We start from the raw sequence: 21,235 nt of genomic DNA on the forward strand, positions 1-21,235 counted from the left end.
TGTCAAGGGCCGGCGAATTATGTGCGGGATTTCGGATACAGGACACTAGGGCTGGGACGCGCGCCAGGCGGGACGAGTGCCCGGCGGCCGTGGGTCGAGGCGCAGCTCGGCGTAGATGCCAAAATGATCGCTGGGCCAAACGCCAGCCTGTTCCTGGTCGCAAACGACCTGACAGCGTTCAACGTGACCGAGGCCATCGTCACGCGGCGTACCTGCGAAGATGTAGTCGATGCGGCGATCGAGCTCGAGGTTGGCCCGAGCGTACGCGTTTCGGTTCGACCAAGTATAGCCTGGGCCGCCATCTCCCGCTGCACGCCAGGCATCCACCATATAGACGCGCCGCCCTCCGAGGGAATGCAGACCGGTCAGGAAGCGGATCTCATCCGAGCCGGGTTCCGCATTCATGTCCCCAGCTATGATCGGTGGAAAGCCGGAGCGCCCCTGAAGACCGGCCACATGGTCGTACAGGGCCATGACCTGCTGCTCGCGGACGTCGCCGCGATCGTGCTCCCAGTCGAGGTGTGTCGAGGTGAAGAACAACGTACCGCAGGGTGCCTCGATTCCAACTGTGAGCGCTGCGCGTAGCTGGTAGTCCGTGCAGTCCGGTAGACGCAGCTCGTGGCGCGAACGCACGGGCCAACGACTCGCCACCGCGTTGCCAAACGCGAGTGCTGGCTCCTTCCAAAACGGGATCGCCTTCACGAAGTCAAGATGGTAGGAGCGCCCCTGCACTACCTGAGCGAGCTGGTCGAAGCCTTCGCCACGCACGACCTCCTGAAGCGCAATGAGATCCGGATCCAAGCGCTCGAGCCAGTGCCGGATCAGCGAGACCCGTGCCGGCCAGGGTCCCGCATCATGCCAGATATTGAGGGTGAGGATTTTGATAGGCATGGTGATGGTTATCCCACCCGAACGCAGAAATCCAGCTTGGGTTCATCTTTCGACTGGTGTCGTCGTTTCTGTTCGAACATACTTGCTTGGCTGTAACTGACACGTTTGCCTACAATTGGCTGCTGGGAGCGCAAGCCGCGCAAAACCCGCCGCTTGCGCAGGCGGCGACTCACGATGGTATAATTGGTCATATGCAAACTCCGAAGTCTACGCAGGTGGCTGGCCAACAAGCACGCCGAAAAAAGGCTCGTTCGGATCCCGACAAGGCGAGCAGCAACGGCCGACCTGCCGCCACCCAGTCGGCCGCAACGGAGGCTGCCAAGCTCACGGCGGACGCAGAGCGACCCGTGCGAAAACTGGAGACGGTGCTGCGCCGGTACGAGGGCAAGGCGCTGGCGATCTTCATCAAGGGTTATCCGGATCCCGACAGCATTGGCAGCGCGCTCGCTCAGCGCCATATCTGCCAGCACTTCGCTGTGGACGCCGACATCATCCACTTCGAAGACCTCTCGCACCACGAAAACAAAGCGCTCGTCAAGCAGCTGGATATCGACATGGTGCAGTGGAAGACGGATACCGACCTCAGTCGCTACGCGGGCTTCTGCCTGGTGGACACCCAATCACCCGAACTACCCGTGAGCTTGCCCGAAGGCACCTCGCTGGTGAGCATGGTGGATCATCATCGACGTTTGGGTCCCATCTCCGGTCAGTTTGTGGACATCCGGGAGGATGCGGGTTCAACATGTGCAATCTACTGCGAGTACTTTGCTGACGGTTCCACTACACTGGAAGCCGGCTCGCAGGAAAGCGCAAAACTGGCGACCGCACTCATGCACGGCATCCGAGCAGACACCGACGATTTTCTTGGGGCTCGTCCCATCGATTTCAAGGCCTCGGCTTTTCTCGCACCGCACGTGGATCGCGAGCTGCTGATGACGATCTCGCAGCAGTCGATCTCGTCCAAGAGCATGGACATCCTGCACGTTGCGCTCGATCGCAAGATCATCAAGGGGACCTACATGATTGCGGGCGTGGGCTACGTGCGCGAAGAGGACCGCGACGGCATCGGGGAAGCCGCCGACTACCTGCTGCGACGCGAAGGCGTGGATACAGCGCTTGTCTATGGCATCGTGGGCGGCTGTACAGTCGATGGTTCCATGCGCACGACGAGCAACACGGTCGATCCGGACCAATGGCTGAAGGACATGTTCGGTGCGGACAAGGCCGGTCGCTACTACGGTGGCGGGCGCAGGGACAAGGGTGGTTTCCAGATCCCATTGGGGATCTTCGGCAAGTGCTCGGACAAGAACCTGTTGTGGGGCACGGCCCAACAGGTCATCGAAGACCTGTTCTTCGAGAAGATCGGTGAGAGTCGGGAGCAGGCATAGTCCAGTCCTGGTGTAATGGGTCGCGCGTGCAGTTGGTCCTCGGTCCCGACGTATTCGTGAATGCCTCCGTGGCGCCGGGCAGCGCCCCGGATCGCGTCGTACAGCGCGCCTTGAGCCGCGCCACGGTCAAGGTACACGCCACGGGCTGGCTGCTCGAGCGCGTGGAGGCGATGCTTCGTGCCCTGCCCGAATTCCGGGACGAGGCGGTCGCCGCACAGATGAAGCTGATCGTTGGCTACCTCGAAGTGATCGAGGACCCCACCGAGCACCCCGCGGAGGCGTGGGAACCGGCCCTCAGCGCTGCGGCCAAAAGTGCGGGGGCAACACGCGTGGTCACCGATCACCCCGATCTGCTCGCCAGCGACAGCAGCGAAGTCGAGTTCATCTCGACGGAGGCCTGGCTGCTCGAGCAAGCCTTGCCGCCCCCCCCACCATCGGTCCCATCCGAGTAGTACCCTCCGTCACGAAAGAGCAGCCGTTCGGTAGAACACGGCTGTTCGGAGGAACACGGCTGTTCGGAGGAACACGGCCGTTTGAAGGAACACAACGCCGGGTGTTATGGTCACAGACCGCAACGGAGGTTGGCAGCCATGGGCACGGTCTTCTCCAGAATCATCGCGGGCGACTTGCCCTGCTACAAGCTGTACGAGGACGAGCATGTGCTTGGCTTTCTCGACATCGCTCCCCTGTCGCCGGGGCACACGCTCGTGATCCCGAAGCAGGAAGCGCAAACCCTGGACCAGCTTTCCGACGAATCCGCCGCAGCCATCGGCCGGGTGCTGCCCCGGCTGTCACGTGCCCTGCTGGCCGCCACTGGGGCGCGAGCTTTCAACGTGCTGCAAAACAACGGAACGATTGCACACCAGGAGGTGATGCATGTTCACTTCCACATCATCCCTCGCTTCCCCGACGGCACCGGCCTTGGCATCGGCTGGAGGGCGGGCAAATTGGAGCCCGAAGCCGCGCAGTCGTTGACCGGCAAGATCACGTCGTCGCTCAGCTGAAAGCTGCCTTAGGGTCCTTAGGGCCCTTAGTTCCAGGCGCAGATGCGGTGACCGAATAGGTTGCTGGTCACGCACTCCATGCCCACGGGACAGATTGCGGTGGGGGAATCGCAGCTCAGGTAACAGCGACCCTGTTGGATCGAGCACATGGCCTTGGCGGTAGAGCCGGGCGGTGGTGACGGGCACTCGCCAGGACCCTCGCAGAAGGCCGCGCACCACGCGCCGCCACCGTTGCGCCGAGCTATGCAACACTCCTCGCCCTGGCCGCAGAGTGGATTGCCCTGGCGGTTCGCCTGACAGATCGTGGCCGCCATTCCGCCAAAGTTCCGATCGCACTGCTCGTACACCGGGCAGTGCCCTGGAAGCGCGCAACGGTTGCCGCAGTCTAAGAGACCGGGTGGACACTGGCACATGCCTTGGCGGCACTGGGCGTTGATCGGACACATGTTGCCACAAGCGCCACAGTTGAGCGGATCGTTGTTGAACGCGTTGCTCATCATCAGGCGACAGCCCTGCTGGGGGCCCATCCTGCCGCACGGCACGCGCCCCGGCGGACACTGGCACTGTCCGTTGAGGCACTGCTGGCCTCCTGTACATGTGTTGCCGCAGCGACCGCAGTCCTGCGGGCTCGTATTCAGGTCCATGCAGCCGTCCGGATGGCACTCGGTGAGCCCGGGCGGACAGGTACACTGTCCGTTCTGGCAGAGCGCGCCGGGCACGCAGGGGCGGCAGTTGGGGCCGCAGTGCTCGGTGCTGATCAAGGTGTTGGCGCATTCGCCAGGCAGCGCCGGCTCGCCACCCATGGCGGCCCGTCGGGCACAGACCTGCTGGCCAGGCAGACATTGGCATTGCCCGGCGAAGCAACTCGCACCCAGGGCACAGTGACGCCCGCAGCGGCCGCAGTTGTTCGGATCGGTCTGCATATTGCCCAGCACGCAGTTGCCGTTGGCCGGCTGCCCGCAAGGCATCGTGCCCGGGGGGCAGCGGCATTGACCGTTGACACACACGCGGTCGCCGGCGCAGGTGTTGCCGCACATGCCGCAGTGATTCGCGTCGATCTGCAGGTTGACGCAGGCACCGCCGCCCTGCTGGGTTCCGCCGCAGCGGTTGGTGCCCATGAAGCAGCGACACACCCCGTTGTTGCACCTTGCGCCGGGTGGGCACGCCTGGTTGCAGCCCCCGCAGTGCAAGGGATTGTTGGTCGTATCCACGCAGGCTAGATCGCAGGCCATCTGGCCCGGCCCGCACTCGCACGTGCCACCGACGCAGTTGGCCCCCAGCGGGCAGCGGTTGCCGCACATACCGCAGTTGTTCACGTCGTTCTGCATGTTGCCCATGATGCAATGGGTATCGTTGCCCTGCCTGCACATCCTGGTGCCGGGGCCGCACTGGCACCGACCGTTGACGCAGACCGCGCCAAAGCCGCACTCGCGACCGCAGCCACCGCAGTTGAGCGGATCCAGCGTCGTGTCGGTGCACGCGTTCGGGCAGTCCCGGATTGGACCGCCAGGCAGCGCCGCGCACGTGCAGGCGCCTCCAATGCACACGGTTCCTGGTTTGCAGATCAACCCGCAGGCTCCGCAGTTGGCGATGTCGTTGGCGAGCGACACGCACAGGCCGAAACACTGGTGCGTGCCGCTCGGGCAGCCGGTGGGTCCAGGGGCGATACCGCCTCCGAGGCCGGGAATACCGCCCAGGCCGGGAACGCCCCCGAGGCCGGGCGTGCCGCCCGGGCCAGGAACGCCCCCGAGACCGGGCGTGCCGCCCGGGCCCGAGATGCCCCCGAGGCCAGGAATGCCCCCGAGCCCGCCCAAACCGCTAGCGCCGGCAAACCCGGGCACACCACCCTGGCCGCCAAGGCCGCGCACGCCGGCGCGGCCGCCTGCGCTCGGCGTGACCGGCTCGACAGTGCAGCCGGCCGCCAACCCGTTCGTACAAACAACCGCCAGAAAACCTGAGAAAAAGCCAGTCTGAGCGCGCATCATCTCACCCTTAAGGACGGAACGGAGCTGCATGGTAGCCCGAACCGGTAGCCCTTACCAGAGACGAAACTTGCGCTACGACCAGCGATCGAAACCTGCACTTGCTCAAGATGGCTTGTTGCGCACGCGCGGCCGCCGCCTTGTTGTTGAGCCGGCGTTGTTGAACCGACCCGAAGCCCCGAAAGAGCGTGCCGGCAGCTGGATTGCCGTGCGGACGGCATACGGCGCGGCCGGGAGGATTCGAACCTCCGACTTTCGGTTCCGTAGACCGACGCTCTATCCAGCTGAGCTACGGCCGCAATCGAACCGCGGCATCTTAGCGACCGGGGATTGCGTGTCAACGGGCCCGGGGAGCAGCGCGTCCGCCATGAAGGTGGATGCTGCTGGTCCGTGATGGATCGGTGACGTATTGCTTGAGTCGATCATGCAAGGACGGGTCCCAAGGGCCCGCGGAAGAACAGCTCGCGCGTCAGGGCGAGGACCGGCGCCGCTGGCGAGGCGCGACGACGAGGAGTATTGGGGATACTTCGAGGAGGAGCAGCATAGCCAGCGGTGGTCGGAACCGGCGAAATGGATGAGGTATTCTCCCGCGGGCCCTAAACACGTTGCGAGCGGGTTATTGGATCCAGGCGAGCAGACCGAGGACGAGCGCCTGATGCGCTGTGCCATCCGCCAAGCGGAGCTCGCCATGCTCGGGGGCGACGTCCCGGTGGGTTGCGTGATCGCGCGGCGAGGCGAAGTCCTGGCCTGCGCGCACAATCTTCGCGAACGCGCTCAAGACCCGACGGCCCACGCCGAGATCGTGGCGCTGCGGGCTGCCGCTGTGCGCACGGGCAGCTGGCGACTGTGCGGCGCTTGCGTCTACGTTACGCTCGAGCCTTGCCCCATGTGCGCTGGGGCTCTGATCAACAGCCGTGTCGCCCGCGTGGTCTACGGCTGCGACGACCCCAAAGCCGGCGCGCTGCGGAGCCTGTACAGGTTGGGCTCTGACGCCCGCCTCAACCACCGCCTCGACGTGGTCGGCGGTGTGCTCGCCACGTCATGCGCCGATCTGCTGAGCTCGTTCTTCGCGCGGCTACGCCAAGGGCCCGTGCAAGAATAGCTCGCCTCGTACGAGCACTAGCACCGCTTGCCAAGCGGTACTAGTAGAGCAGGGACTCCTCAAGGTCCACGTACGCTCCACAGTATGGCGGCAGCCCAGCCCAGCCCGCTGATCAGAATCGTCGGCGAGGAGAGCAATAGGTCCGTGGGTGCCGCGCCCTCACCGCGTACGTGCGCCACACGCAGGTACTCGAGCACGCCGAACACGACGAAGGGCAGCGAAGCAAACTCGCGTCCCTGAATCAGCACCACGCCTTCAAGGCAGTAAAGGGCGTAGGCAATGATGCTCATGCCTGCGGTGATGCCCATGGCGTGATCGAGGAAGCTCGTGTTGTAGCCCGCCAACGCCGGACGATGTTCGCCCCCCACACCCTTGACCAAGTCGCCGCGCCGCTTGGCGAGCGCCAGGAACAGCGCGAGCGCATAGGAGCATAGGAGGAGCCAGTTGGATGCGCGCACCTGCAGCAAGGCACATCCGAGCAGGACGCGCAGCACGAAACCGGAAGACAGCAGGAACACGTCGAGCAGAGCGACGTGCTTGGCGCCCAGGCTATAGAACAGGTTGACCGTGACGTACACACCCACCAGCACGGGCGCTCCCCAGGTTCCGGAAGCCAGCGCCAGGGCGAGGCCGGCGACCAAGAGCGACAGGCTCAGCAGGTAGGCTCCGGGCACCGAAACCACCCCGGCGGCTACTGGACGTTCACGCTTCTTCGGGTGCATGCGGTCGCGCTCGGCATCGCGCGCGTCGTTGAACGCATATACCGAGGAGTTCGTCAGGCAGAAGCCGAGCAGACCCAGCGCGAAGGCCCTCGGATCCAATGCGGCGCCGCTTGCAACAGCAAAGGGAACCGGCATGAAAACGAAGAGGTTTTTTACCCAGTGCTTGGGGCGGGCTAGCCGAAGGTAACCCCGGATCAAGGCGAAGCCGTTCGCATGGCAAGGCCCGGTATATGCCAAGGCGCAGGACGCGGCAATTGCCGTCGCGGGCTAGGGCCCCTAATGGCCACGTACCAGGGCCTCGACGCGCGCGGCAAGCGCCTCGGCAGCAGTGAGACCCGGGGACTCGATGCCAACCAGGTTGATCAGCCTCGGGGCGCCGTGGCCGCTCGCCTCTTCGAGCACGAAATCGCGCGCCGCATCCTCCGGCCCCTGCAGCTTGGGTCGGATCCCGGCGTAGTCCGGGCTCAAGTCCTCGTCACGAACCGAGGGCAGGTAGCGGCGCAGCGCGTCGCCGAATGCAGCCGCCTTGCTCGGGTCGACGTCGTAGCCGATGTCCGCCACGTAGTGCACGTCAGGCCCGGCACGCAAGCGGCCCTGGAGGTCGAGCGTCAGGTGGATCCCCAGGCTGTGTCGACCCGGCACCGGGTAGATCAGATGACGCACGCTGCCGCCGGGCATCCGGACGGCAAAATAGTCACCCTTGCACGGGTGCTGCCGGTAGCCGGCCATTGCGACGTCGATGCCCGCAAGCGAGGCGACCCGATCCGCGTCCAGGCCGGCGGCATTGACCACGAAATCGGCGTCGAGGGTGAACACGTCCCCGTTCGACGAGCGCGTGCGCACTCGCCAGGATCCCGAACAACGCGCCAGCCCGACGACGTGCGTTCTCAGTGCAAGCTGTCCCCCGTGGTCTTGCGCCTCACGACGGTAGCTGTCCACCAGCGCGTGGGCGTCCACGATGCCGGTTTCGGGCGACCACAAGGCCGCTAGCGCGCGCACGCGGGGCTCCAGCCGGGCGATCTCGGCCGTATCGATTACCCGGAGCGCCCCAGCGCCGTTTTCGATACCTCTGGCGCAGATCCGGTTCAGAACCTGTTGCTCCATCGCGCACGTGGCCAGCACCAGCTTGCCGATGCGCCGGTGTGCGATGCCAAGCCGCTGTGCGCGCTCGTAGAGCAGCTTCCGCCCTTCGACGCAGGTGCGGGCCTTGAGCGAACCCGGCGGGTAGTACAGGCCGGCGTGGATCACCCCGCTGTTACGGCTCGAAGTCTCGCTCCCCGGCCCGGCGTGCCGCTCCAAGGTCACCACGGAGCGACCAGCCGCGGCCAGGCGGGCGGCGCATGCCATGCCCACTACGCCCGCACCGACCACCACTACCTCCGCGTCGCTCATTCACGCCCACGGTTGCCCATCGATGGGGCGCCTCGAGGCCGGTGACCGGTGCGGGTCGGAGGATCCCAGCCAGCTATGCAAATATCCAGAGATGCAAATATTGTGCATGGCGGGTTGGGCTTCTGCTGCTTGGCGTGGGCGCCGAGCCGTGTATAGTGCGTGGCGTCAGTTCTCCGCTGAGGCGGCTCGGATTCCGCAGCATTCCAAGCGGCCGGGCGGCCTCGGGGCGCTGCTTTCCCCGCGCGGCGAGCTCTGGGCCGCGGGCGGGCCGATGGTGTTTGGTCTGATGCAATCACGCAGATACCGCGTGCTCACACGCAAAGACATCCCCAAGATACCCCAGCTGCAGTGCCTGGCCCCCGAACACCTCGAGGCGATCCTGGCAGTATCGTGTGTGCTGCCCTTCAGAGTCAACCAGTACGTGCTCGATGAGCTCATCGATTGGGAGCGGGTCCCCGACGATCCCGTCTTTCAACTTACCTTCCCCCAGCCTGGAATGCTCAGCGCCACCGATCTCGCCTTGATGCTGGACCTGGTTCGTCGCGGGGCTCCGCGGGCGGAGCTCGATGTCCATGCCCGTCGGGTTCAGCGGCGCCTCAACCCGCACCCAGGCGGCCAGTTGTCGCTGAATGTACCGAAGCTCGACGGGGAGAGGCTGCGCGGAATGCAGCACAAGTACCGGGAGACCGTGCTGTTCTTCCCCAGCAGCGGCCAAACGTGCCACGCATACTGCACCTATTGTTTCCGCTGGGCGCAGTTTGTGGGGATCGAGGAGCTGCGTTTCGCCACCAAGGAGGTTGACGATCTGGTGCGCTACCTGCGCAAGCACCGCGAGGTGACGAGCGTGCTGCTGACCGGGGGTGACCCGTTGATCATGCGTGCGGGCGGGCTGCGGCGCTACCTGGAGCCCCTGCTCGACCCGAGCCTCGAGCACGTCGAGAGTATCCGCATCGGTACCAAGGCACCTGCCTACTGGCCTCAGCGCTTCGTCACCGATCCGGACAGCGACGAGCTGCTCGCTTTGTTCGAGCAGGTCGGCCGCGCCGGGCGCCACCTCGCGTTGATGGCGCATTTCAGCCACCCGAGGGAGCTGGAGCCGCGCCTCGCTCAGGAAGCGCTGCGTCGCATCCGCGGAACCGGCGCCGTGATACGCTGCCAAGCACCTATCGTGCGCCACGTCAACGATGACCCGGCGATCTGGGCCTCCATGTGGCGCCTTCAAGTACGCAGCGGGGCCGTTCCCTACTACATGTTTGTCGAACGTGATACCGGTCCCCGGGCGTACTTCGAAGTACCGCTGGTTCGAGCCCTCTCCATCTTCAACCGAGCCTATCGCAGCGTGTCGGGCCTGGCACGCACGGTGCGGGGTCCTTCGATGTCCGCGGCTCCTGGCAAAGTCGTGCTCGATGCAGTCACGCAAGTGCACGGCGAAAAGGTGCTCGCGCTCAGGTTCCTTCAGGCCCGCGACCCGAGCCGGGTCGGGCAGATGTTCTTTGCTCGCTACGACGAACGGGCCACCTGGCTCGATGATCTGCGTCCCGCATTCGGTGAGAGGCGGTTCTTTTTCGAGCCCGGCGCGGAAGAGATGCCACGCTCGGGCTTGCGGCTGGTGTCGTCGGCAGGCGGCGAGTAGCTACTCGCGTTCGCACCAGCGGTATGCGTTGCACACGGTCAGTCGCGGACAGTCGCCGTTCGAATCGCAGCGCACTACACAGACGTCGGTAGCCACGCATTGGCTTCGTTCGCCGAAACGCAGCTGGCAGGCTTCGGTCGAGCTGCAGCGCGCGGCGCACTGCCTGTCAAGGTTCGGGGCTAGCTCGAGGCAACCGAGATCCGAGCCGCATTGGCTGTCCGTGTCGCAGCCGGCACCGAGAGCGAATCCCCCACTACGAGCGGGCGCGCGCCGGCTGCCGGCCGCCGAAGCCACCAGCACAAGCGCCATGACCGAGAGTAACAGGGCCCATCCGCGCACGTTGGATGCGATATCACACATCCACGCACACGCAAACCGACCCCTCAGGGCGGGCCGGCCGCAAAACGCACGTTTTCAGGCCAGGGGCCCACGAGCCCTAAAGGTCGAGCTCGAGGCCGCTGGCATCGCGAACAAGCCTGCCCAGGATCGCGAACAGCTCTCCGCGCCCCTTGTCGTCGATCCAGCGGCCCGTTGTGCTCTGGTACGAGAAATGCCAGGCCGACTCGCCACCGGCCAACCACAGCTGCCGGGTAGGGCGCTGGGTGTTGAGTACCGAGCGCCGCCCGTCAGCAAAGGTAAGGGTGACCACATCGCCGGCGCGCTCGCAATCCACAACCTCTGGATCGACGTCGCTCAACGCGTCCATCAGCCGCCCGAACGTCGCGTCCGCCAGATGCAGGTACGCCTGCTCGTCCATCGTGACCCTGTCCTTCGCCGCGTGCGCGGCTGCCCACCGCAGTGTCCGCTCCAACAGCCGGCTCCGTCGCCTGGCTCAGGGCCCGCGGAAGAGTAGCTCATCCATTTCGCCGGTTCTGACCACCGCTAGCTATGTTGCTCCTCCTCGAAGCATCCCCAATACTCCTCGTCGTCGCGCCTCGCCAGCGGCGCCCAGTCCTCGCCGAAACACACGAGTTGTTCTTCCGCGGGCCCTTTACGCTACCTAGGACTGGGCAGGCGGCGTGGCAAGCGCACGGATGACTCACGGCACTGTTGCCTGAAGCAGCTTGAGCAGGCTCTGCAGCATGCGGTAGGTCAGCCCCCACACCACGTGATCCTGCACGGCGAACGCCGGCAGGCTGACGCTGCGTCCCCCAGCCCGGTACGACCTCGTGGTGTCGGCTTGCCCGCCCGCCAGCGGTCCGAGCGGCGCCCAGACGATCTCGGCCACTTCGGGCCCCAGCTGGAGGTTGGGCTGTCCATCGAGCGCAAAGACATACGGTGTGATGAGCATACCGGTGCGCCTGCCTCCGGCCACGGCGGGCAGCTCGTCGAGCCAACCCAACAGCTCAGCATGACGGTTCAGAGCGAGCCCCACCTCCTCGCGGGTCTCACGAGTCGCGGTCGCAATCAGGCTTGCGTCCTCGGGTTCGGCGCGACCGCCGGGAAAGGCCATGTGCCCCGACCACGGATCGCCGCTCACTTCGGCCCTTCGGATGAGGAGCACCTCGGCGTCGCTCGCTCCGCTCCGCAGGACGGCCGCGACGGCAGCTCGCTGCGCCGTCGCCGGGCGTGCCGGCACGGCTTTGCGTGATGCCAGGCGCCGTCGAATGCTCGCCAAATCCAGGGCAACCGGCATCGGCTCGGGAGGTGTCCGTGAAACTCGACGCGTGCTATGCTGCCGAGCAACCTTGGGAATCGGGCCTGGGAAATCGGGCCTGGGAAATCAGGCCTGGGAAATCGGGTCCGGGAAATCGGGCCTGGGAAATCGGGCCGTAGCGCTCGTCTTGCGGCCCGGCGTGCTTAGGTGAGTGCTTGGGTCTCTTACACGGTGAGCGGGTTTCCGGCTACGTGTTTTCAACCTTGTGCAGAATTGTCGCGTGTTCGTTGCAAGCTGCGTTCGTTGCAAGCCGCGCCCGTTGCAAGCAACGTGCTGGCGTGACACGGGAGGTCGTGGTGAGGCGTTCTAGCTTGATCTTGTGTTTGTCCTTGTGCGTGTTGCTCATGAGTCTCGAGGCGTGCGGCGACGGGAATCAGGGCCCGGAGCCCGTCACGTTCGATCCGTCCGAATGCGTGGATTTCACCGCGCTGGACCCGCCGCCCCAAAGCCCGCGCTGCACCCAGGTGGGCGTCAGCGCCAGCCCTACGAGCTGGGCCAGCTGCGTCGGTGGAGTGAGCAGGGACGACGGGCACACCGTCGCCGTCGGGCTGGACGGAAGCGTCTACCTTGGCTTTGGCATCGGCGGCCCTGATGCTCGGCAGCAGCTGGGATTGCAGACCTGCTACCAATTCACACCCGAAGAGGCTTCCACCATCGACTTCTTGGGCACGCCCATCCCCGTGAGCCCCGGCACGGACCCCGGAATCGCCAAGTTCACGCGCGAAGGCGTGCTGCAGTGGGTGCAGACCGCTCCCGGCGACGGGCTGGCCGGCGAGGTGCGATCGGTCGTGGTCGATCCGGTGGATGGCGCCGTTTTCGTCGCTGGCGATTTCAGCGGGACAGCGGCTTTCGACCCCGCTGCGCCCTTGATTTCGGCCCACCAGGATCTGTTCGTGGCAGAGTACGGCCCGGATGGGAACCTGATATGGGCCCGGACGGCCATGATCGTCCCCGACCCCGACCCCATCAGCGAGCATGCGGGCAACACGCACGCCGACGCGCACGGGATCGACATCGATCCCGTGACCGAGAACATCGTTGTCGTGGGCGAGTACACGGGACTCTTGACATTCGGGCAGTTCACCATCCAAGCGCTGGGCTCGACCGATGCATTCGTGGCCGAGCTGAGCAAGGACGGCACCGTGCTGTGGCTGGATGACGCGGGCGGCCAGGGCGACGCTTCCGGTGCCCAGGACGTTACGATCGAGCCAGACGGAAGCGTCATGGTCGTGGGCAGCCTCGGAGGCTCGCACAACGAGCACATTACCGGCATCGATGGCCAAGAGGTGCTCATGCCGAGCTATGCCGGGGAGTTCGGCACGGACATGGTGCTCGTGCACTACTTCGCCGACGGGCGCGTGGACTGGGCAACCCACGCCGGCTACCCCGCCGAGCTCATGTACGGGACCGGCGCCGGGCACGACGCTGCCGGCAACGTGTACGTTACGGGCGTGTTCACCGGCTGCGCCCTGTTCCGCAGGCAACCCGTGCTGGTCAACACGCCCCCGCCACCTCCGCTCGAGGGTCAGCCCCCTTGTGCGGACTCGCCCGTCGACATGGCGCTGTTGGCGCCGGGTGGGCCCGCGGACACCGAGCAGTTCGTCGCGAAGTACACGGAGTCCGGCCTGCTGCAGTGGGTGCGCAGAGCGGGCGGGTCGGGGGCTGACTTCGGAGCCGCTGTCGAGGTATTCGATCCGGGAGGATTTTTCTATGTCGGAGGACACATCGAGGGAACGGCGATCTTCGGCGATCCCCTCAACCAGATGCCGACGGGCCTCCCCGGCCAATACGCCCATTCGATCGCCCGCTACGATCTGAACGGCGGGCTGCAGTGGGTACGGTCCGTTGGAAGTGAGGGCAAAAGCCAGCTCTACGACATCGCCGTGGATCCGACGGACGGCGGCGTGGTGGGCGCGGGTGCCTTCAACGGAGTGCTATCGTTTCCCAGCGGCATCACCCTGCAGTCGGCCTCATCCGTCATCGATCTGGACGATATCGTGATCTGGCGATTCGGGCAGGACGGCCTGTAGCAGCTCAGCCCCGCCAGCGGCGTTTGCACCACCCCTACGGCCGGCAGCCGGCGTTCCCTGAGCGCACCGTGCGATGCGCATCCATAAAGCCGTTGCATCTGTAGAATTCGATCTATACTAGAAGTATGCGGGTTTTCGGCCCGTCCATCGGGCCCGCGCCCGGCTTCTGGGTAGGATCGTGATGAATGTTGTGGCTACTAGCTGGGGCTCGCGCGAGCCAAGGCGCTCGACAGCCTGGCCAAAGGAACTGCTGCTGGGGCTTGCGCTCATCGTTTGCTCGGGCTGCTATATGGGCACGGCTTCCGGAGGGGATCACGGGACCGATCCCCACGCTGCCGGCCACACAGGCGGTCACGCAGGTGCCGGTCACGCAGCTGCCGGCCATCCTAGCGGCTCGCACGGCGGCGCGCTGGGGCATGGGGGCTCGCACGGGGGCTCCGGCCATGCGGGGCACGGGAGCGGCGCGGGCAGCCACGGGCAGGCGGGTGCAGGCGGAACCAGCGGCCATTCCATCTGCTATCTGTGCGGCGGCGCTCACGGCGGTGCGGGAACGCATGCTGCTGCGGGAACACACGGAGCTGCCGGAACCCACGGCCTGGCCGGAACCCACGGTCTTGCAGGGATGCACGGAGCTGCCGGAACCCATGGAGGCACGGGGCCGCCCCACGTGCAGTGCGGCGGGCATCAGCCTTGCCAGGACGGCGGCTCCTGTGGCTGCAGCGCCGGCTGCTGCAACCTGGACTGCAGTCAGGCGTCGGCGTGCAACGCCGTGTGCAGCGGCTTCGGAACGCAGTGCCGAGTCGTGGGCGCCGAAGACAGCGACTTCGTGCTGGCGTGTCACGAGGCGACCTGCGTTTTTGTTGTGCAAGGGGCGGCCAGGGTGGACGGCGAGTGCGGGTCGGGGTCGGTATGCGAGTTCGAGTGCCAGGGTGGCGATGCCTGCGGGGTCCGCTGCGGCGGCGGCTCCAGCTGCTTCCTGCACTGCGGCGATTCGAGCTCCTGCCGCTTCACACAGTGCGACGGCCACCAGCAGCAATGCCCCGGCGATGTGGTGGTCTGCAACGCGCCTTGCCCTTGAGGGCGCGAAAGGACAACTCGATTCCGGTAAGCCATCGCCTCTGGGCGGTGAGACTCGACAAGGCTCGACCGTCCCGGGGTGCCTTTCTTGCCCTGCCCCTGCCCTTGCCCTTGCGCGGAAACGTGATGGCCGAGGCGCTGGCCATGTCAAGACCGGTCGGGGAGTGCCCTCACAACAAGAACTGCTATCCTTCGGAGCTCGCATCGGTCACCCACCTCAAGGCGAATCGCCGCTGTGCTGCATGCGCCAAGACCAGCGATATCTTCACGTGGACGCCGTGACGCTCGAGTCGGCGCCGTGATGGCAGTCACGCCCCGCCGTGAGCTGGCCTGTCGAGGCGTAGCGGGTCGCAGCACGCTTGCCGGCTTGTGCAGCACCGGCCCTCGCAACAGTGGTCCTCGCAACAGTGGTCCTCGCAACAGTGGTCCTCGCAACAGTGGTCCTCGCAACAATAATCCCTGCAGCAGCGTTGGATGGCTGCTCGTGATGGCCCTTTGCAGCGCCTGGGTTCCTGGCTGCGCTCGGGGCCAGGCACAGGACAGCGCCGATAGGCAACCGCACAGCGCAAGCAGTCGCCACAAGTGGCGACCGGTCGGCGTCACGGGCCGCTTTGGCTCGCTCGACGAGGCAAGGCAGGGCAAACACCGGCGCTGGACCAGTACCAAGAAGAGCAACAAGTCCGATTATCGCCACCAGCCGGCGCCCCAAGCCAGCTCCCGTCCGCCTCAGGCTCCCGAGCGAACGGATGCTCTTCCCCCCCGCAAGCGCACGATCGCCAGCACGGCGCGGAAACCGAAGGTTGCTCCGCAGCCAGGTCCGAGGTCCAGGACTCCCAATCCTGCACTCGACGACAGCTTGCTCCAGTCGCTGCTCCACGATCCTGTGGGGGGGGCGGCACTCGAGCCGCACGACAAGCGCAAGTCATCGCCCGAGCCCGACGCCAAAACGGACAGGCCCAAGGAAATCCCGGCGCTCTTGTCTCGCAGCCAGATCAAGTCCGTGCTGCAGCCTCTGAGCCTCTTGGTCCAGCAATGTGCCGGTGACGTCACGGGCGTGGCGAAGGTGGCGATCGTCGTGCAAGGGCAATCTGGCAAGACCCTGAGCGCGGCGGCAATTGGCGCGCTCGCGGGCACGCCAGCGGCCCTGTGCGTAGAGGAGCTCATGCGAACCAGCGCGGTGTTCCCGCGCTTCAAGAAACACGAGCTCAAGATCTCGTATCCCTACAAGCTGTAGCTCCCGCACAGCCAAGGGCCCGCGGAAGAACAACTCGGGTGTTTCGGTGAGGACTGGGCGCCGCTGGCGAGGCGCGACGACGAGGAGTATTGGGGATACTTCGAGGAGGAGCGACATAGCCAGCGGTGGTCAGCACCGGCGAAATGGATGAGCTATTCTTCCGCGGGCCCTAACGCTTCGGCCGGGTCCCAGCGCATGGCAGCCCCTGCTGCCGGAAGCCGGCGATCCTGCGCCCACGGTGGCCCAGATTACTCGTTGCATGCCTCCATGGAAGGGTAGAGGATAACGGCTCGGGGCAGCGACCGCATCATGCAATCCCTGATTCGGCTGGCGTTGATTTGGGCTGCCGTGTTCGCTGCGAACGTGGCCGGGCGCGCCACTCGCTCGACACCCGTGCTGTGGTTTTTGGCATTCGGCGCGCTCATGGTCAACACCGGGCTCTTGCCCGTCGAGGCCGACGCGTTCATCAGCGGCCTGGCCGAGCTTGGCATCATCCTCATCATGTTTGCGCTCGGCTTCGAGGAGAGCACCGACAACTTCATCGCCAGCGCAAAACGCAGCTGGGGGATCGCCTTCTTCGGGGCACTGGCACCCTTTGCGGCGGCCTACTTCATGGCCGACTACTTCTGGGCGAACACCAATACCTCGATCATCTGCGGGCTCACCATGACGGCCACGGCTGTGTCGCTCACCATGGTGTCGCTGCAGAGCGAGGGGCTGCACAAGTCGCCGGTGGCCACGCGCGTGATGACGTCGGCCCTGCTCGATGACATCGCGTCCCTCGCCTTGGTCGCGATCCTGGTGCCGATCGCGAGCGGCGAGGGCTCGGCGAACGTCAAGGACATTGCCTTGATCGCGGCGAAGGCAGTTGGCTTCTTCGTGCTCGTGACGATCTTCGGTGCGTGGGTGTTTCCCCATGAGGTCAAGGGCTGGATGAAACGGGTTCCCCTGATCGGAGCCTACGGATTCTCCCACGTCATCACCTTCAGCCGGCATTCCACCCAAACGGTGCTGCTGCTGGCGCTGAGTGTGGGGCTGCTGGCGCACGAATTCGGCTTCCATCCAGCTATCGGCGCCTACATGGCCGGCCTGATCATTCACGAGGAGTACTTCCATCTCAAGGGGACAGAGGGATCCTACGCGGACACCAAACGCATTATCGATAATGTGGCCTTCTCGTGGATCGGGCCCGTGTTCTTCGTCGAGCTGGGCACGAAGCTGATTCTCGAGCGGGATACGGCGATGTCGCTCATTCCACACATTCTGGCCATGGCGCTCATCATCTTCGTTGCTCAGGTGACCTCAGCCGCGCTCGCGGCGCGCTATACCGCCGACATGGACTGGCCCGGCAGCGTGATGATCGGGTTCGGCATGCTTGGACGCGCCGAGCTCGCGTTCGTGGTGATGGACATCGCTTACGTCCAGCACGCCATTCTGAGCGTTGAGGCGTTCTACACCTTGATGGGGACGGCGTTGATCCTCAACGTGCTCGTGCCGCTGACGATCCGTTTGTGGAAGCCGGTGTACATGCGGACAATGCCCGAGGGTGCCGGATTCAGAAAGTCGATGGGGTCGCAGGGAGCGTGACCCCGCTACAGCTCGGGCATTTCGGTCGATACTGCGGTGCCGGTCGATCCTGCGGTGCCGGTCGATCCTGCGGTGCCGGTCGATACTGCGGTGCCGGTCGGCCCACGCGCGAACCGATCCGCGAAGCGAAGGGGCGGGTGCCCGCCGAGTCTTAGCGAGTGCCATGAGGGCTCCGGCATCGGCACCAGCAGGAAGGCCGCGCCCGGTAGATCTTCGATCACCTGCCGGTGCACACCTACGCTGCGAATCACGCGTCCGCTGCGGTCGAGGATGTCGGCGAGCTCGGTCGGTGCGCCCAGCACGCCGGGCCGTTCTTCCACTCCACCGAAAGATAGATTCCCGCTGTCCAGCACCACGATCAGCTTGTGTTCCTGGGGTAGCGAGATCACCTGGGGAGCCATATTGATGAACGCGATCCTCTCCATCAGGTGTCCGTAGGTATAGGCGCTGAACCATGTGGGGTCGCAGTAGCTCATGATGTCCTTGACCGTGTCGGGGGGCATTAGGCGCAAGTTTCGCACGTCAAGGCCCCATACCACGATGCTGCCCTCCGGGAGTCCGCCAGGTCGCGGGTAGTTCGGGTCCGTGCCGGAAGCGCCGCCGCACGGCGCATGGGGCCGGCCGAGCGCGTGGCCGATTTCGTGCAGGAAGGTGTCGGTGCTGCCCTTGTAGCCCAGACCGAGGCCACCACGGCGGTTGACAGCATCGGGAGTGGCTCTGGGTGCGATGCCTGCAACACAGCCGCGGTTGCAGTACTCCCGCATCGTGGGCGCCGGGTTGATCATCCCGTAGTAAAAGACGTCGTCCGCAACCATGTCCTGCCTGCGTAGGGAAAGCACGCCGTTCAGGACATTGCTCCAGTTCTGCCCATGAGCGGTCATGGTTCGCATGGTTCGCACGGGCTCGCGTACCGTCATGTCGAGCGACGAGATCGGATAGGTTGCAAGCATGGCCTCGCGATACTCATCGATGTCCGCGGGTGTGACGTCGGGCAAACGGCTCGAGCCGTCAGCGTCGTAACGGATCGGTACCATCACGACCTTGAAACCACCGACCTCGCGCGCCTCCAGCGCCGCGGTGCCGTTCTCGGGCCAGCGCGCTCGGCTGGTGTCGCCTGGCTGCAACGGCGGGCATGGTTTGCTTTCCAGCAGCTGTACCGCAAGGCGGGTGTCGGTGCTGATCAGGTTGGGTTCCAGCGTGAAGTTGAACGTGGAGTCGCCGTCGGCATCGGTTGAGGCGGTCATGACCATGTGAGTGCGCTCACCCACGCTGGGCGCCGATGTTGGCGTTGATCGCAAGAGCAGGCGCGCTGTCGTCATGCGGGGCTGCCAGCCGCCGAGCGGCTCTGCAAAGACGCGCACCACGGACTTGCGCCCGACCACCACGTCGGTGTCGCGCATGGTCACGGCCTGTCCATCCTTCATCAAGGGGACCTTGACGGTCTGGTAGATGGCGACCTCGCTGATTGCCAAGTCCCTGATGGGATTCGGGCACGCCATGCTGTCGGGGCCGGGAAGCGGGAATCCAGGCGGTCCGCCCCCGCTACCGGCCGGACCTCCGGTGCCCGCCATCGGCAGCGTGCCCCCACCGCCTCCGAGCGGCGGCAGGCCACCCGCGACCCCTGTACCAGCCGCCCCAGCGATGCCCATACCGCCGATAGCGGCGGCGCCCATGCCGCCCATACCGGCGGTTCCCATGCCGCCGATAGCGGCGGTGCCCATGCCACCGGTTCCACCGATTCCACCGATCCCAGCGATCCCAGCGATGCCCATGCCGCCGATAGCGGCGGTGCCCATGCCACCGGTTCCGCCGATTCCACCGATTCCACCGATCCCCATGCCGCCGATCCCTGCGATCCCCGTGCCCCCGACACCGCTGCCGGCCGTGCCTGCGGCGCCTGCCATGCCCATGCCGCCGACACCGGCTGCCCCCACGGGTCCGCCACCAACCGGAGTGGGGTTGGGCAACGGGGTGCCCGCAGCGCCCGCACTGCCAGGGTTCGGATCGGGGACGGGCGTTACCGGCGGAACGATGGGGTCTTCGCCGGGGTCGGGGACCGGCAGATCGGTGATCTCGGTTCCCCCCGATCCTCCGGGGCCGCCACCCGCTGAGCCGGGTGAGGGCTGGATCTCTCGCCCTGAACAAGCGACCAGAACGAGGGCCGACAGGCAGTTGGCTCCAAGCCATCGCGTGGGGGACGAGCCTCGGGTCAAGATAACCTCCCCACCTCGATCTCGGTCCATCCCGTGCAGCGGTGTTGCGCCGGCTTGCTGCCGCCATGATCGCACAGCAGTGCGCTCGGCAGCAGTGCTCTCAGCGTGCGTAGCCGGTTTCGACACGTTCACTGGGTGTCCTGCAGACGATCCCAGCGTCTCAATGCCAACTGCCGGCAGATTGGCTCAAGCGGTTGGCCCTAGAATCGGGCAACCGCCCGCAGATAGACCATGCCACCGTGGTAGCCCACCGGACTGCGGCGCGGCCAGGGCAAGCCGTTGTCGGCGCGCGTCGGCACTGGGTCTGGAAAGGTATTTAAGATGTTGTTGGCACCGAGCATCACCCTGAACCGCCAATCGATGCGGTAGGTCAGCTGAGCGTCCAACAGCACCTCGGGCCCGACCCTGTAGTCCGGATCCTCGTCTTGGTGCGGGCCCCAGAGATTGGCCCGGAGCATAAACGACCAGTCGCCAAGGTCCTGGGTCAGCGTGGCGGCGAGGTGGTGCTTGGGCAGGTTGTTCTCGATGTTGGCCTTGCGGCGCCCGTTGATGGCAAGGCTCGACTGACTAACCACATTGGTGTCGTTGTAGTTGTAGGCGAGGCTGAGGTTGGCATCGTTCGCGGTGTCGGCCCAATCGAGATCGTGCAGCAGGACCACGTCGAAGCCGGTCGTGACGGTGTCGAGACCGTTCGTATAGAAGCGGATGATCCGATACGTCGGGTTGTTTTGAACCGGAATGTCGGTGGCCATGACGATGCGGCCGTTCACTGCGATGCGGTACACGTCCGCCGTCAGACGCAGCGATTCAGCGGCTCGCATGGTGAAGCCCAGGCTCACGTTGACCGACTTCTCGGCCACCAGGGGGCGGCCGCCGTGCATCAGCGCGATGGGGTCGGTGGGTCGCACCGTACCGGTGATCTGCTGTTCCGTGGTGCCCGGAACGAAGACCGTGGCCACGTTGGTCAAGTTCGACTGCCCGGGCGTCGGGGCCCGGAAACCCGTCGACAGCGCGCCGCGTAGTGTCAGGTACTCGGCAAGGATGTAGCGAGACGCCAGCTTGCCGTTGAGCGTAGAGCCGAAGCTGGAGAAGTCCTCGAAGCGGACTGCCGTCTGCACCAAGTATTCGTCGGTCAGGTCCCACTCCATGTCGGCGTACAGGGCCCAGTTGGTGCGGGCCCACGAGCCCGCCATCGCAGGCGATGTGCCCTGGTAGCCGTTGGCGCCAACGAGCGGCGGCTGGTAGGGCAGGTTGGTCACCGGATCGATCAACCCGCCGACGGCGGCCCAGCGCCCCGGCATCCAGGAGGCATCGTCGCCCTGA

General features: G+C 65.6%; 19 protein-coding genes and 1 tRNA gene. 10 read left to right on the forward strand and 10 right to left on the reverse strand.

What is annotated here, in order from left to right:
• Positions 1–45: 45 nt before the first annotated feature.
• Entirely contained in the window at positions 46–891 is an 846-nt protein-coding gene (locus tag MJD61_20685; protein ID MCG8557677.1) for an endonuclease/exonuclease/phosphatase family protein, read from the reverse strand.
• 191 nt (positions 892–1,082) lie between these two features.
• Here MJD61_20685 and MJD61_20690 point away from each other — a divergent pair, with 191 nt between their 5' ends.
• The 3 genes from MJD61_20690 (at position 1,083) to MJD61_20700 (ending at position 3,283) form a co-directional block, all read left to right on the forward strand.
• Entirely contained in the window at positions 1,083–2,279 is a 1,197-nt protein-coding gene (locus MJD61_20690; GenBank protein ID MCG8557678.1) for a DHH family phosphoesterase, read from the forward strand.
• A 26-nt stretch (positions 2,280–2,305) separates the two neighbouring features.
• Complete coding sequence (locus tag MJD61_20695) at positions 2,306–2,731, forward strand: hypothetical protein (protein MCG8557679.1); 426 nt, start codon at positions 2,306–2,308, stop codon at positions 2,729–2,731.
• 138 nt (positions 2,732–2,869) lie between these two features.
• Complete coding sequence (locus tag MJD61_20700) at positions 2,870–3,283, forward strand: HIT family protein (GenBank protein MCG8557680.1); 414 nt, start codon at positions 2,870–2,872, stop codon at positions 3,281–3,283.
• Between the two features lie 26 nt (positions 3,284–3,309).
• Here the strand turns inward: MJD61_20700 and MJD61_20705 are convergent, their stop codons facing one another.
• Both MJD61_20705 and MJD61_20710 read right to left on the reverse strand, forming a co-directional pair.
• A complete protein-coding gene (locus tag MJD61_20705; protein MCG8557681.1) occupies positions 3,310–5,298 on the reverse strand; it encodes a hypothetical protein in 1,989 nt (662 codons plus the stop codon).
• Positions 5,299–5,490: 192 nt separating this feature from the next.
• Positions 5,491–5,564: transfer RNA gene (locus tag MJD61_20710), tRNA-Arg, on the reverse strand.
• Between the two features lie 356 nt (positions 5,565–5,920).
• On the opposite strand from MJD61_20710, the gene MJD61_20715 reads away from it, so the two are divergent.
• The gene (locus MJD61_20715; GenBank protein ID MCG8557682.1) at positions 5,921–6,367 is read left to right on the forward strand and encodes a nucleoside deaminase; all 447 of its coding nucleotides are present in this window, start codon (positions 5,921–5,923) and stop codon (positions 6,365–6,367) included.
• Positions 6,368–6,426: 59 nt separating this feature from the next.
• On the opposite strand, the gene MJD61_20720 is transcribed toward MJD61_20715, so the two are convergent.
• Positions 6,427–7,224 (reverse strand): UbiA family prenyltransferase, encoded by a 798-nt coding sequence (locus MJD61_20720; protein MCG8557683.1) that lies wholly within the window; start codon positions 7,222–7,224, stop codon positions 6,427–6,429.
• Positions 7,225–7,365: 141 nt separating this feature from the next.
• Entirely contained in the window at positions 7,366–8,481 is a 1,116-nt protein-coding gene (locus tag MJD61_20725) for an NAD(P)/FAD-dependent oxidoreductase (GenBank protein MCG8557684.1), read from the reverse strand.
• 286 nt (positions 8,482–8,767) lie between these two features.
• On the opposite strand from MJD61_20725, the gene MJD61_20730 reads away from it, so the two are divergent.
• Positions 8,768–10,114, forward strand: a complete 1,347-nt coding sequence (locus MJD61_20730) for a lysine 2,3-aminomutase (protein ID MCG8557685.1) — start codon at positions 8,768–8,770, stop codon at positions 10,112–10,114.
• Here the strand turns inward: MJD61_20730 and MJD61_20735 are convergent, their stop codons facing one another.
• The 3 genes from MJD61_20735 to MJD61_20745 form a co-directional block, all read right to left on the reverse strand.
• Positions 10,115–10,474 (reverse strand): hypothetical protein, encoded by a 360-nt coding sequence (locus tag MJD61_20735; GenBank protein ID MCG8557686.1) that lies wholly within the window; start codon positions 10,472–10,474, stop codon positions 10,115–10,117.
• 76 nt (positions 10,475–10,550) lie between these two features.
• A complete protein-coding gene (gene cyaY / locus MJD61_20740) occupies positions 10,551–10,871 on the reverse strand; it encodes an iron donor protein CyaY (GenBank protein ID MCG8557687.1) in 321 nt (106 codons plus the stop codon).
• A gap of 282 nt (positions 10,872–11,153) precedes the next feature.
• A complete protein-coding gene (locus MJD61_20745) occupies positions 11,154–11,750 on the reverse strand; it encodes a CoA pyrophosphatase (protein MCG8557688.1) in 597 nt (198 codons plus the stop codon).
• 317 nt (positions 11,751–12,067) lie between these two features.
• Between MJD61_20745 and MJD61_20750 the strand changes: the two genes are divergently transcribed.
• From MJD61_20750 to MJD61_20770, 5 genes are all read left to right on the forward strand, one after another.
• On the forward strand, positions 12,068–13,801 hold the full coding sequence (locus MJD61_20750; protein ID MCG8557689.1) for a hypothetical protein: 1,734 nt from the start codon (positions 12,068–12,070) through the stop codon (positions 13,799–13,801).
• A 181-nt stretch (positions 13,802–13,982) separates the two neighbouring features.
• Positions 13,983–14,879, forward strand: coding sequence for a hypothetical protein (locus MJD61_20755; protein ID MCG8557690.1), 897 nt, complete (start codon positions 13,983–13,985; stop codon positions 14,877–14,879).
• A gap of 47 nt (positions 14,880–14,926) precedes the next feature.
• A complete protein-coding gene (locus MJD61_20760; protein MCG8557691.1) occupies positions 14,927–15,160 on the forward strand; it encodes a hypothetical protein in 234 nt (77 codons plus the stop codon).
• Positions 15,161–15,362: 202 nt separating this feature from the next.
• Positions 15,363–16,112, forward strand: coding sequence for a hypothetical protein (locus MJD61_20765; GenBank protein MCG8557692.1), 750 nt, complete (start codon positions 15,363–15,365; stop codon positions 16,110–16,112).
• A 393-nt stretch (positions 16,113–16,505) separates the two neighbouring features.
• Entirely contained in the window at positions 16,506–17,699 is a 1,194-nt protein-coding gene (locus MJD61_20770; protein MCG8557693.1) for a cation:proton antiporter, read from the forward strand.
• A 5-nt stretch (positions 17,700–17,704) separates the two neighbouring features.
• Here the strand turns inward: MJD61_20770 and MJD61_20775 are convergent, their stop codons facing one another.
• Both MJD61_20775 and MJD61_20780 read right to left on the reverse strand, forming a co-directional pair.
• Entirely contained in the window at positions 17,705–19,912 is a 2,208-nt protein-coding gene (locus MJD61_20775; GenBank protein MCG8557694.1) for a M66 family metalloprotease, read from the reverse strand.
• A gap of 200 nt (positions 19,913–20,112) precedes the next feature.
• On the reverse strand, positions 20,113–21,235 hold a 1,123-nt coding region (locus MJD61_20780; protein ID MCG8557695.1), incomplete at its 5' end, for a TonB-dependent receptor.

Source organism: Pseudomonadota bacterium (assembly GCA_022361155.1).
Lineage (GTDB): Bacteria > Myxococcota_A > Polyangia > Polyangiales > JAKSBK01 > JAKSBK01.

Coding starts and splice junctions, on each gene's coding strand:
- MJD61_20685 (MCG8557677.1), bottom strand. CDS start 891: ATGCCTATCAAAATCCTCACCCTCAATATCTGGCATGATGCGGGACCC.
- MJD61_20690 (MCG8557678.1), top strand. CDS start 1,083: ATGCAAACTCCGAAGTCTACGCAGGTGGCTGGCCAACAAGCACGCCGA.
- MJD61_20700 (MCG8557680.1), top strand. CDS start 2,870: ATGGGCACGGTCTTCTCCAGAATCATCGCGGGCGACTTGCCCTGCTAC.
- MJD61_20705 (MCG8557681.1), bottom strand. CDS start 5,298: ATGCAGCTCCGTTCCGTCCTTAAGGGTGAGATGATGCGCGCTCAGACT.
- MJD61_20715 (MCG8557682.1), top strand. CDS start 5,921: ATGCGCTGTGCCATCCGCCAAGCGGAGCTCGCCATGCTCGGGGGCGAC.
- MJD61_20720 (MCG8557683.1), bottom strand. CDS start 7,224: ATGCCGGTTCCCTTTGCTGTTGCAAGCGGCGCCGCATTGGATCCGAGG.
- MJD61_20725 (MCG8557684.1), bottom strand. CDS start 8,481: ATGAGCGACGCGGAGGTAGTGGTGGTCGGTGCGGGCGTAGTGGGCATG.
- MJD61_20730 (MCG8557685.1), top strand. CDS start 8,768: ATGCAATCACGCAGATACCGCGTGCTCACACGCAAAGACATCCCCAAG.
- MJD61_20735 (MCG8557686.1), bottom strand. CDS start 10,474: ATGTGTGATATCGCATCCAACGTGCGCGGATGGGCCCTGTTACTCTCG.
- cyaY (MCG8557687.1), bottom strand. CDS start 10,871: ATGGACGAGCAGGCGTACCTGCATCTGGCGGACGCGACGTTCGGGCGG.
- MJD61_20745 (MCG8557688.1), bottom strand. CDS start 11,750: ATGCCGGTTGCCCTGGATTTGGCGAGCATTCGACGGCGCCTGGCATCA.
- MJD61_20755 (MCG8557690.1), top strand. CDS start 13,983: ATGAATGTTGTGGCTACTAGCTGGGGCTCGCGCGAGCCAAGGCGCTCG.